This is a genomic window from Chryseobacterium sp. NRRL B-14798 (genome assembly GCF_050470705.1).
GTDB lineage: Bacteria > Bacteroidota > Bacteroidia > Flavobacteriales > Weeksellaceae > Chryseobacterium > Chryseobacterium cupriresistens.
Genome location: NZ_JBFLUL010000005.1, coordinates 2,711,827 through 2,723,558 on the forward strand (window position 1 = coordinate 2,711,827; position 11,732 = coordinate 2,723,558).

10 protein-coding genes are annotated in these 11,732 nt (G+C 36.1%); 6 read left to right on the forward strand and 4 right to left on the reverse strand.

Features of this window, described 5'->3' with window-relative positions; genetic code table 11:
• Window positions 1-63: 63 nt before the first annotated feature.
• Complete coding sequence (gene infC, locus AB1278_RS12705) at window positions 64-564, forward strand: translation initiation factor IF-3 (RefSeq protein WP_027372223.1); 501 nt, start codon at window positions 64-66, stop codon at window positions 562-564.
• Between the two features lie 97 nt (window positions 565-661).
• Here the strand turns inward: infC and AB1278_RS12710 are convergent, their stop codons facing one another.
• Window positions 662-1,225: a hypothetical protein gene (locus AB1278_RS12710; RefSeq protein WP_429814747.1), complete on the reverse strand. Its 564-nt coding sequence runs from the start codon at window positions 1,223-1,225 to the stop codon at window positions 662-664.
• Between the two features lie 158 nt (window positions 1,226-1,383).
• Here AB1278_RS12710 and AB1278_RS12715 point away from each other — a divergent pair, with 158 nt between their 5' ends.
• Both AB1278_RS12715 and AB1278_RS12720 read left to right on the forward strand, forming a co-directional pair.
• Window positions 1,384-2,457 carry a resolvase gene (locus AB1278_RS12715; protein WP_429814750.1) on the forward strand — a complete coding sequence of 358 codons (1,074 nt, stop codon included), beginning with the start codon at window positions 1,384-1,386 and terminating at the stop codon, window positions 2,455-2,457.
• A 306-nt stretch (window positions 2,458-2,763) separates the two neighbouring features.
• Complete coding sequence (locus AB1278_RS12720) at window positions 2,764-3,330, forward strand: hypothetical protein (protein ID WP_202840157.1); 567 nt, start codon at window positions 2,764-2,766, stop codon at window positions 3,328-3,330.
• Between the two features lie 81 nt (window positions 3,331-3,411).
• On the opposite strand, the gene AB1278_RS12725 is transcribed toward AB1278_RS12720, so the two are convergent.
• The 3 genes from AB1278_RS12725 to AB1278_RS12735 all read right to left on the reverse strand — a co-directional run bounded on the left by AB1278_RS12725 (window position 3,412) and on the right by AB1278_RS12735 (window position 8,781).
• A complete protein-coding gene (locus AB1278_RS12725) occupies window positions 3,412-4,041 on the reverse strand; it encodes a response regulator (RefSeq protein ID WP_429814753.1) in 630 nt (209 codons plus the stop codon).
• A gap of 2 nt (window positions 4,042-4,043) precedes the next feature.
• The gene (locus AB1278_RS12730) at window positions 4,044-6,251 is read right to left on the reverse strand and encodes a tetratricopeptide repeat-containing sensor histidine kinase (protein ID WP_429814755.1); all 2,208 of its coding nucleotides are present in this window, start codon (window positions 6,249-6,251) and stop codon (window positions 4,044-4,046) included.
• A 61-nt stretch (window positions 6,252-6,312) separates the two neighbouring features.
• On the reverse strand, window positions 6,313-8,781 hold the full coding sequence (locus AB1278_RS12735; protein ID WP_429814758.1) for a tetratricopeptide repeat protein: 2,469 nt from the start codon (window positions 8,779-8,781) through the stop codon (window positions 6,313-6,315).
• Between the two features lie 976 nt (window positions 8,782-9,757).
• Between AB1278_RS12735 and AB1278_RS12740 the strand changes: the two genes are divergently transcribed.
• From AB1278_RS12740 to rplT, 3 genes are all read left to right on the forward strand, one after another.
• Window positions 9,758-10,579 (forward strand): alpha/beta fold hydrolase, encoded by an 822-nt coding sequence (locus AB1278_RS12740; protein ID WP_076594815.1) that lies wholly within the window; start codon window positions 9,758-9,760, stop codon window positions 10,577-10,579.
• 230 nt (window positions 10,580-10,809) lie between these two features.
• The gene (gene rpmI, locus AB1278_RS12745) at window positions 10,810-11,007 is read left to right on the forward strand and encodes a 50S ribosomal protein L35 (RefSeq protein WP_034694453.1); all 198 of its coding nucleotides are present in this window, start codon (window positions 10,810-10,812) and stop codon (window positions 11,005-11,007) included.
• 117 nt (window positions 11,008-11,124) lie between these two features.
• Window positions 11,125-11,469: a 50S ribosomal protein L20 gene (rplT, locus tag AB1278_RS12750; RefSeq protein ID WP_002979659.1), complete on the forward strand. Its 345-nt coding sequence runs from the start codon at window positions 11,125-11,127 to the stop codon at window positions 11,467-11,469.
• Window positions 11,470-11,732: the final 263 nt, after the last annotated feature.

An 11,732-nucleotide genomic window follows, 5' to 3' on the forward strand; every position in this document is an offset into this window, starting at 1 on the left:
ACAATAGCACAAAGATTTAACAACAGGGGCCCACAGAGACGTCCGGTACAAGAGGACGCTCACTTGATCAACGATAAAATTCGTGTGAGAGAGCTTCGTTTAGTGGGCGATAACGTAGAGCCAGGAATTTATCCAATTGACAAAGCAAGACAAATTGCGGCGGAACAAGAATTGGATTTAGTAGTAATTTCTGACAAGGCAGAACCATTTATTGCAAGAGTATTGGAATACAAGAAATTCTTATACGAGCAAAAGAAAAAACAGAAGGAACTTAAAGCCAAGCAGGTAAAAGTGGTTGTAAAAGAGATCCGTTTCGGACCTCAGACTGATGACCACGATTACGAATTCAAAAAGAAGCATGCTGAAAAATTCCTTGAAGAAGGTTCTAAATTAAAAACCTACGTATTTTTTAAAGGACGTTCGATTATCTTTAAGGACCAGGGAGAAATTTTGCTTTTAAAACTTGCTCAGGAACTTGAGCATGTGGGTAAAGTAGACCAGCTTCCTAAACTTGAAGGAAAAAGGATGATTATGATGATGAGTCCTAAAAAACCAGCAAAATAATTAAGTCATTATTTTATATAAAGAAACCTCAAATTACTTTGAGGTTTTTTTTATGCTAATGTTTTAAAAAAGATTGTGCCGGAGGCTACTCTGCTGTTTATCCTTCAAAATCCCCGCAATCATGCTCTGTGAAAAGGGGCAAAACTTTTTTGGTGGTAAAATATTTCGAAACTCTCTTGTTTTTTAACTCCAGCTTTTTACCTTCTATAACGAGTTCATAGACAGGTACTTTATCTATTTGAGTTAAAATATAGGTTCTTTCCGGTGTTTTAAAGATCGTTTTATTTCCTTCAATAGTATAAGAAAAATCATCAATTTCAAAAGTGTCTTTTTCATCACAGACGTTGCTCCATCTGATCTGCTTCTTTGTGATAGAAAGACTGGCCAAATCGCATGAGTAACAGTTCCCGGAAAATTCTATACCATATTTATCATGCACATTAGTGCTTTTACTATTCAATACATCAATAGGAACCAAGGTAGAAAAATCACCGGGTATCTCTACTATTTCCGGATCATTCTTCACGGGTTCCGGTTGAGATGCTGCCACTTCTATTTGAGTTTCCGGAGAAGTATTGGTTTCTGCTTTTTTGTCTGCAGAAGGTGAACAGGACGCTAATAAAGCAGTCACCATTGAAAGGCTGATTATTAAGTTTTTCATTCTTATAAAGTAAATTACAATATTGGGGTTATCATTTTGTAAAATTCTCCAAAATCCATCGTTCAAAATATCCCTGTTTTCGGCCATTTATTCCCTATATCAGGAGGTTTTGTTGGCTGCTGGTCTTAATACTGATACATTTGCGCAAAAATATAAAAATGAAAGTCATCAATCAATTCTTTATATCATCCCTGGTAATTCTTGCAGGATGTAACCAGAAGGATAAAACATCAGGGACACATCATGTAAAAACCGAAGTAAAGCAGAAAACGGTAACATTTGCCGATTTCAAAAAAATACAAGGCGTGGACAATGTTCAGGAGGTACCGTTTCAATTATTTACCAAACTGGATTCTGTACAGTTTTTTACCGCTCCGAGTACAGATGCTGCCCATTTGAAAATACCATACAATAAACTCGATAATTATTATGGATTTGAAGAGTTTGAGGACTTCTATTCTATTCACTACAGCATTAATAATAATATTTCGAACAGTATTGAAGCGTTTGTCCTGAAGTCGGAATTCACACCGGCATACGAACTTACGTTAAATGGGGTTGACCTTTATGAGATCAGAAGCAGCACTTTTAGAGAATCTAGTGATTTTAAGAATAAATCTTTTAAGAAATTCGGAACCATCGTGGAGATTTCAGAACAGGAATTTAAAGCCAGTTCAAAAAAACAAATTGGTGAAAAGCTGGTAAAAAATCCCAATATACAACTGCAGGCAGATAACTGGGTATACAAAGAAAACGGCAGAGAAGACGTAATTACGCAACATGAAAGTGTCTCTACCGAGACCGGACCGTTTGCCAATGAATATGTAGGAAGGTCGCCTTATTTAAACCTGGAAGTATTCAAAGAAAATTCTGATGAAGTTGCAGATTCCTACTATTCTTTTTACAGTTTAAAAAATGCAGTTATGTTTGAACTGAGTACCGAAGGTTATCCGCAAATTCTTCCTTCCAAAGGCTGGGTTACCTTCGTCTCTTCCAATCATGATGTGGGGAGTAATTTTGTTATTTCTAAATACTTTCCTCAAACTAAGAAACAGGACAACCTTTTATATGTGAATTTCACCAACTTTAAAATAGCAGATGATAAAAAGGCTTTCTGGACCGATAATGACACCTTCTTCGCAGAAGTCTACCCTCTTAATTCAGACTCTGGAAATGGTAAAAAACAGAAAACGGCTTATATAAAAGTCCAGTTAAAGGCTGATCTGTTTTAGTAAGAAAACTGAGACAATTAGAATCTTAATGGAAATAGAAGTTATTAAAGGAATATGAACTTGTGTAAACTTTTATATTTTGAAACATTAAGATCATATTAAGATGTTGAGAGTATTAAGGTAAGCTTCGCTTTAAGCTAAAAAATCAGAATGATTCATCTCAACTATACTTTATTTCTCAAATTCTTCTTAATGGTTTTATTTGATGAAAATTTCAACAATTTCAATAATAAAAACCCCTGAAATCAGCGAGTGCACAGGGAAATAAAGTCTAATATCTTTGCCGCAATTATTTAAAGAGATACAATGAAAAAATTAAGTTTGACCCTTCTTTTTTGTTTATTAAGTTTTATGACTTTTGCACAATCTTTAAAAGTCGTTATTAAGCAGGATGGAAAAGTAATTGAACCCGTGAATGATGTTTATGAACTGAAAAAATCTCCTTTTTTATTTGAAATCACGTCTTCCCATCTGGAAGGATTTTTAGTGGGTGCCACAACAAATAAAGACATCTATGCAGGAGCTTTGGGCGTTTTGAATACTGAAGTTCAATGGTTCCAGAATACAGGTATGGCCGAAGAGCTCTATAACAAGGATAAAGAAATGTTTCTGATGGATTCCGCGCCTTCATACTGGTATTATACAGATGCAAAAGATCACAGATTTGATAAAAACCCTAAAGGCAATGCAAAGCAATGGACTGCAACCCGTACGATTACAAGATTTTATGATATCATGGTAGATCAGCCCATCAGTTTAAAAGATTTTGACGGCAGCGTTTTCATCCTGATGTATCAGCCGGTTTACAATGACGAATATGATTTAGTAGACAAGAAGAATCTGTTCCAGGCTGCGTTGAAATTCAAAGATTAAGCGTACACACCCAAATTATTTGATTATATAAGAAAAAGGCTGCTTACATGATGTGAGCAGCCTTTTTTCGGGATGATTATTTTATTCGATAATCAAGCCGTATTCTATAGCTAATTTTATAGCTGAACTCAGGTTGGAGGTCTGAAATTTTTCGATAAGATTTTTCCGGTGGCTTTCTACCGTGTGCGGACTTATAAAAAGCTTTTCCGCCATTTGATTGGTGGTAAGTCCTTTTGCTGCTTCACCCAGAATTTCTTTTTCTCTTCGTGTCAGTTTCGGAACCTGACTTAATCCGTTTGTTGATTTTTTCTCCAGAACAGTTTGGGTTTGAGAGCATAAAAACCTGTTACCTGAATATACAGAGGTTATTCCTTCAAGGATTTCGGAAACTGAAGCATTTTTTTGAATATATCCCAAAGCCCCTTCAGCAAGAGTACTGTTGATGACGGGCAGTTCGTTATGAACACTAAGGATAATAATCTGTAGGCTGCTGTACTTTTTCTTTAAAGGCTTGATAAGTTCAATGCTGTTGGTATCTGCCAGATTAATGTCGAGCAGCAGAATATCAACCGCCTGTTTTGCAAGGCCTTCATTCATTTCGGAGACACTTTTGAAACAATCTACGACATCTATTGTTTCGCTGTTGCCTAAAATATTTTTCAGTCCTTCCAATAGAAGCGGATGATCGTCGGTTATGGCTACTTTTATCATGTTTAATGAATAGGGATTTGAAGTTCTATACTGGTGCCAATATTTAATTCGGAGGTGATATTTATGGTTCCTTTTAAAAACTGGACTCTCAATTCTATATTGTGAAAACCTGCCGTTTTTCTAACGTCTAAATTGGTATGATCGAAACCTTTACCGTTATCTTCTACTGTAAGATTTATTAGGTTTTCTTCTTCGCTTACCTGAACAATAATTTCGGAAGGATCAGCATGCTTGATAGCGTTGTTAACCAGTTCCTGGATGATTCTGTAAATAACCAGCTGCTTTTCCTTCGATATGGAATTGCTGTAATTGATAAACTCTGTATGGATTTCCAGAGCATGATTGGAAATTCGTGAAGCAAACTCCTGAATAGCCACTTCCAGACCGTATTTTGTTAATAAATCAGGCATTAGATTATGTGCCACCCTTCTCAGTTCTTCTACAGCACCATCGATCTGTTCAATTGATTTTGAAATTCCTTCTTCAATATTTTCGGATTGATGAGGATTTAAATAAGAAAGTTGATGCTTAGTTCCAGACAGCAAACCTCCCAGTCCGTCATGGAGATCACGGGCCAGACGGCCACGCTCCTGCTCCTGCCCTTCAAGCAATGCAGTAAGGGTAGATATTTTCGAGTTTTGCTTTTCCTGTTCAATGGCTAAAGCATGCAGTTCGTCTCTTCGTTTAATAGACCTGGCACGCTGCTTATAGGCATACAGCAACAAGAGAATCAAAATGATGAAAAAGATAATAAAAAAAATGTAGTACGTATTGATCTTTTCCTTGAATGCCAGAAGCTTTTTAAAGGTATTAATATCGTTATTCTTCTGTTGGGTTTCCAGTTTGGCCAAACGAAGCTGCTGTTCTTTTTTCTCGGATTCAAGTTCTGAAAATTTCAGTCTTTCACGCTGGTTTTCTTCTACCAGTTTTAGGTTGTTATAAACCTGTTCACGCTGTGCACGCAAAATATTAATAAGCTTAATTTCCTGAGCTTTCTTGTCGCTTTCGAGCTGTAGCTTGATGTATTTCTGCTCCTGCCGTTCTTTATCAAACTGGGATTCTAATCTTTTGGTGATATCCAGTTTTTCCTGATCGTAAATGCTCTTGTATTGATCAACATAGCTTTTATAATAAGTCAGTGCTTCTTTATAATTGCCCTGCTCTTCACTAATTCTGGATAGAGATTCAAGGATAGACAGTTCTATCATATGATTTCTTACCGGGCTTTTCCCAATTTCCATGGAGGCTTTCAGAAAATAAGATTTGGCTAAATCATAATTTTTATCCTGCAATGCCAATTCTGCCAGAATTCCAAAGGAAGAAGCAATGTGAATAGCATCACCAATCTCCAGACTCACTTTATTGGCTAACTGCGCATATTGCATAGCTTTATTACTGTCAAACCCAGTATATAAATTAGCTAAATTGATGGCAGCATATGAAAGGCTGTTTCTGCTAAGCATCGCATCTTTATTTTTATTAAAAGTCGCAATAGCCTGTAAATAATACTGTTCCGTTTTATTTCGAAACATTGTATTGGATGGCTCCTGTGTATATTTTTGTTCATATACGTACCCCATCCGCATGTAAGCATCAAAGATAAGATTGGGATCATTTTGTTTGGAAGCTAACAATAGAAATTGTTTGCTGTATTTTTCTTCCAGCTGATATTCATTCAGGTCAGAATAAATGGCAGATAATTCCTTGGCTGCATTACCCAATCTTCCATATAGTGTGGAAGTGGTTGGTGAGTTTTCATAATATTCCATCGCTTTCAGGTAAGCAGCGACAGCATCGGTCGTTTTATTATTGCGTACCAGAATCCAGCCTTTTGCATATTGTACATAACCTTTTGCTTCATTACTATTCGTTTTTAAGCTGTAGGCCTTTGCCATATCGAGGCTTTTTGAAGACTCCGCGGTTTTATTATCCAGCCGGTAATTCATGGCCTGCACCGCGTACAAAATTGTGGCATACTTTCCATCCGCCTGTCTTGCAGCAAGGGAAATATTAGTATCTAAAATCTGGTAAGATTTGGACTTAAGATTATGAAAAAATAGTGCTGTAGCGTACCTGGGAGCCAGGTTGAGCTGTTCTGCCGTATTGTTTGAGGCATGGCTGTATTCTCTTTCTAATTTGCTTAAAACATCCTGTGCCTGAGCAAAAAACGGACAAATAAGTAAAGTAAATATAAATAATAACCTGTGCATCAAACCCTTATCTTTATTAAATTGCATTCCATTAAGGAACGTAAATATAGGCAAATCCCTGCTAATCTGTTTCGAAACCATGCTTTTCAGCAAAAGCACTCCACTTCAGGTATTTCTTATCATTTTTAAAGGCCGGATCTTCACCATAATAATATAGCAAACGTTGAGTTGCATATTCGTAGGCACTGTAAATATTGGCCTGCTCATAATACTTAATGGCTTTCTTCAGATCCGTTTTTACTCCCATACCGTGCTCGTAGATAATGCCGTAATAAATCCCGGAATAAGATTGATCATAGTCTTTCTTCAAGTACACCAAAAGGTTTTTATAGTCTCTTAACTGGTAATAGATTTCTGAGATTTTATCGTAATTGTAGGCGTATTTTTTCTCAGCTTTCTGATAAAAATCCAAAGCTTTACTGTAATCCTGCTTCACGTGTTGTCCAAAATAATACAGATCACCCAGGTTGACAAGTGCCATTTCGTCACCAAGCTCGGCACTCTTTTCATAGGCCTCAATTGCTTTTTTGATATTAAAAGAATACCCTATTCCGTTGTGGTATAAAGCCCCGATATTATTCCAGGCTATAGGATGGTTTCGTTGTGCTGCTTTTTCGTAATATGTAATGCCTCTTTGCAGATCAAATAATGATTCTATTTCAGGATTCGTAAGCAGTAGCCCTATTTCTACCAAACTATCCATGTCACCCTTTTGAGCAGATAACTCAAAAAGACGAAGTGCTTCGTGGTAATTCTGGTTTTCCTTTTCGTCAAAAGCCATTTTTTTAATCGTTCCAACCTCCATGAATTGTTCGGCGTTCTTACCCGTCTGGCTTTTCCAACGGTTATAAAAGGAAGTAAAGTATTCCAGATCTTTTCCCCGGAATGAATACCGGTCCAGATAAACGGCACCATATTCGGAAGCCTCTACCCGGTGAATGCTTTTGTCTTCATGCATGCTCAACATATTTTCACCCTGATACAGAAACAACAAACCTTCTTCTGTTCTGTAATTCAAAGGATTGGAAATATAATCATACAATTGGGCTGACAGACCATTTTCAAAATCGAACAATTGATACCCTTCATTTTTTTGAACCGATAAAAATCCATTTTCCAGATAGTGAATCTGCTTAATTTCCGGCTGGGGAGTGATTAACCAATTTTCATTACCTGCATCAAAAAGTCCTGATCCTACGTTGGTTTCCAGGATAAAGACATTATTTTTATATCCGGCATTGTACTGTGCTTTTATTTTACTAATAGATTCATTTTCCAGCAGAAACTGGTGTTTTAAAGCATGATAAATCTTCCAGCTTTTGTCTTTACGAACAGCAAGAGTTTCATAATTATCAATTAAGATCATCTGATCTGCTTCGTCTATAATGAGGTGCCCTTTCTCGTCAATCAATCTACCCTTTTTGTCAAATTTGTTCGGTTTGATCCAGAAACAGGTACTTGCTTTTGAGATGCTGCCTTCTAAAAAGTCTCCGAGATAGTTTCCTTCTTTCGTATAATATTTTCGTTTGCCGGTACCTTTTTGCCTGGTGAAAAATAATTCAGGGAAATAATCATATTCATAAGGGTTTTCGCTTTCAACAGGAATAACCAGTCCGTTTTCATCACTGTAAACTCCAAATTTGCCGTCTTTTTCTACCCCAAAGAATCCATAGGCTGTTCTTTCAATAGCATCGTATTCCGCAGGAACCATCCATGTGTTTGAATAGATTTTTAAAATCCCTGATTTTCCATTCACTTTTACTTCACCTAAAGGTTCCTGCCCAAAATCGAATACGTCAAAAGCATCTTCATACACCGGAGAAATCCATTCTTTTCCGTCACTTTGCAGGTAACCGAACAAAGCCCCTTTTTGAATTACCGATATATTGTAGTAATCATCTGCTTCAAAAATATCGTCATAAACCGCAGGAGCTAAAACAGCACCTTTTGCATCTTTAAGGCCGAATTTCCCGTTCTCTTCAAATACAGAAGATGCCGCTTTTTTATAGGCAAGCTCTTCAAAATATCCTAATCCGTAATTAATCCAGTCGGTTTGTAAAATTTCAAGAAATGAGGAATATCCTGTCTGTGAGAACAAGGAATCCAGCAGCGAAAGATTGCGGGCTTTAACAGCCTTTTTATACAGCTTGCTTTTCTGCTGAATTTCTACCAGCCATTCCTTTGCCTGTACCGTATGTTCTTCTTCGTTCATATTGAAAACATCTGTTGCATTCAATACAAAAGTGTCATAAGGTAAAGCTTCCAGAAACTCGAACATTTTATTAACGGGTTCGTAATAAGCCTTCTTGTAATGAAGCTGATAAGTATCTGCCAGCAGATTGAAAAAATAACGCAGCTGAACAATTCCCTGATTTTTATCGGAGAAAAATTCAACGCCTTCCACTTTGATGTCTTCTGCGAGCAGAGGATACAGCAATAATGGAATTTCATAGTTCCACTCGCCCAGATAGGTATCGAATGTCTGATTTGATTTCTGATCGTAGTTGTATAAATAAATCCGGTGTGCCATTCGTCAAATTTTATAATGTCGGAAAGCATTACAGCATTCCCTGTTACCTGAAGTTACCTCCAGAGTAGCTGCATAATTCCAAAGATACGCAGCAATATTACTTTTACAGCTTCTTCCTCACTCCATTGTATCTGGCTAGTGTTTTTACCCATAGTTTTTTAGTGTTTATTCGAAATAAGAATTTATCGTTAAATCGGGTGTGAAAAAGAAAGCTATAAAAGTTATAAATTATTGTTTATCCGGGAGAGATTTTAACCGTTTTATCTTTATTAGATTTTTAGGTCAAAGATAAAAATAGAGACAGTATAAAAACATCCCTGATATCAGTGGTTTTTAGTTTAGTCTGTTTCATAATATAATGCATCGCATCTTCTTTATGGCCTGTAGGTTTCGGCCTGTTCAAATAAGATCATGTAACAATAAAATGCAGTTAAAACTACTCCGATAAGGCCGGAAATAAGAAATATAAGAAGGTAATACACCACTTTTTTATCTTTCTTTTGTATAAAATTGATAATGAAAGTAATCAGCGTGCACAGGAATCCTGCTCCAAAAAATATAATTAAGACAGCAAAAAATAAAGCTCTTTCCAGGTGTAAGTCTGCAGATGAAAGCATAAGGGTTTAAATTTACAGGTTAACAATAAGTTCAGCAGGTTCGACTGAACATAGAAATGATCAAACCTGCCTTAATTGTATGTTTCATATTCATCGTCAATATTAGAGAGAACCGTCAAATACCACAATCCCAATTATCAGGTATATTTTGTGCTGCCTTACTTTTTTGAGTGTTTTTCTTCATAACAAAAAGATTTTCAACCCACTTACTCTTTGAAAAGTGTTACCAACACAATACTATTGTTGACAAATTTTTAATCAATTATTATCTTAGATCAAGGTATTCTGAAGATTTTCTATCTACATTTGTGATATAAAAAATCAAACACACTATTTATTAATATTAAAAAAAAGAAACAATGAGCACACTTACATTAAAAGACGGAACAGAAATTTATTACAAAGATTGGGGGAAAGGACAGCCGGTTTTCTTTCACCACGGATGGCCATTATCAAGTGATGACTGGGATGCCCAAATGTTCTTCTTTCTGGAACAGGGTTATAGAGTAATTGCTCATGACAGAAGAGGACACGGAAGATCCGAACAGACACCTTACGGACATGATATGGATACTTATGCTTCTGATGTGGCAGAAATTGTTGAAGCGCTGGACTTAAAAGATGTGATTCATGTAGGACATTCTACAGGAGGCGGTGAAGTGATCCGCTATGTAGCAAAGCATGGTAACGGAAGAGTGGCAAAAGCTGTTCTGGTAAGTGCAGTAACTCCTATTATGGTTCAGAATGAGAACAATCCTAATGGAGTTCCCATCTCTGTTTTTGATGATATCCGAAATAATACGGCGAAACACAGACAACAATTCTTTATTGATATTACCTTCCCTTTTTATGGATACAACAGAGAAGGAGCCAAAGTTTCTGAAGGTATTCAGAGAAACTGGTGGAGACAGGGAATGAGCGGTTCTATCAAAGCACATTATGATTGTGTGAAAGCATTCTCTGAGACAGATTTCACCGAGGATCTTAAAAGCGTAGAAGTTCCGGTATTGGTAATGCATGGCGAAGATGATCAGATTGTACCTTTTGAAACCACAGGCAAGGTAGCTGCTACCCTTCTTAAAAACGGAAAACTGATTTCCTATCCTGGTTTTCCACACGGAATGCCAACTACAGAGGCTGAAACCATCAACAGAGATCTTCTGGAGTTTTTTAAATCATAATAAGAATAAGAACATCATTACGTTTTTATGAACGTATAGCACTGAAGGCAAATCCGTATTGATATGGGTTTGCCTTTATAATTCAACCCAAAAGACCTTCCTGTTGATATACATTAAAAATTCCTTTCGTGTATCACTTTTTTTTCGTAATTTTGCACACTATTATTCCTAATGTCTTTAGGAGTAGCCAAAACAGATATTGATAACAAAAACAATAAAAAAGCAAAACAATGCCAAAATTAAAAACGAAATCAGGTGCTAAGAAACGTTTTGCTCTTACCGGAACAGGTAAGATCAAAAGAAAAAACGCTTACAAAAGCCACATCTTAACTAAGAAAGAAACTAAGCAGAAGAGAAATCTTACGTCTACTTCTTACGTAGCTAAAGTGGATGAGAAAAGCGTTCAACGTCAATTAGCAATTAAGTAGTTTTTATAAATCTATATTCGGTTTATAAGAATTCAAACAAATTCACAATTTTAACCCTGAAACGGTGCAAATAAGAGCAATAACACTGCCGCCCTTTTCAAAAAAACAATTTAAATTATGCCAAGATCAGTAAATGCCGTAGCTTCAAGAGCTCGCAGAAAGAAAATTTTTAAGCACGCTAAAGGTTATTTCGGAAGAAGAAAGAACGTTTGGACTGTAGCTAAAAACGCGGTAGAAAAAGCAATGCAATATGCTTACCGTGGTAGAAAAGAGAAAAAGAGAAATTTCAGAGCACTTTGGATCACTCGTATCAACGCGGGAACCAGAGAGCACGGAATGTCTTACTCTCAATTTATGGGAGCTCTTAAAAAGAACAACATCGAACTTAACAGAAAAGTTTTAGCAGATTTAGCAATGAATCACCCTGAAGCTTTCAAAGCTGTTGTAGATCAAGTAAAATAATGTAGAATAGATTTTGTTATCAATATAAGTCCCGGGTTTTCCCGGGATTTTTTTGTTATATACTTTTCAATTTCTTATATGGTAAATTCCATTCTAATTGCCATATCAACAGTAAACTTTATGAGTTAGAATTCACAAAAGATGAATTTATCATTAAACATATTCAATAATAAAGAAAAATTTACCTAAATTTTATTTATTTAGCGAATTTTAATCTATCACAATAATAAATTTAATAAAAAGATAAATTATTATTGATAAAT

Coding starts and splice junctions, on each gene's coding strand:
- AB1278_RS12710 (WP_429814747.1), bottom strand. CDS start 1,225: ATGAAAAACTTAATAATCAGCCTTTCAATGGTGACTGCTTTATTAGCG.
- AB1278_RS12715 (WP_429814750.1), top strand. CDS start 1,384: ATGAAAGTCATCAATCAATTCTTTATATCATCCCTGGTAATTCTTGCA.
- AB1278_RS12720 (WP_202840157.1), top strand. CDS start 2,764: ATGAAAAAATTAAGTTTGACCCTTCTTTTTTGTTTATTAAGTTTTATG.
- AB1278_RS12725 (WP_429814753.1), bottom strand. CDS start 4,041: ATGATAAAAGTAGCCATAACCGACGATCATCCGCTTCTATTGGAAGGA.
- AB1278_RS12730 (WP_429814755.1), bottom strand. CDS start 6,251: ATGCACAGGTTATTATTTATATTTACTTTACTTATTTGTCCGTTTTTT.
- AB1278_RS12735 (WP_429814758.1), bottom strand. CDS start 8,781: ATGGCACACCGGATTTATTTATACAACTACGATCAGAAATCAAATCAG.
- AB1278_RS12740 (WP_076594815.1), top strand. CDS start 9,758: ATGAGCACACTTACATTAAAAGACGGAACAGAAATTTATTACAAAGAT.
- rpmI (WP_034694453.1), top strand. CDS start 10,810: ATGCCAAAATTAAAAACGAAATCAGGTGCTAAGAAACGTTTTGCTCTT.
- rplT (WP_002979659.1), top strand. CDS start 11,125: ATGCCAAGATCAGTAAATGCCGTAGCTTCAAGAGCTCGCAGAAAGAAA.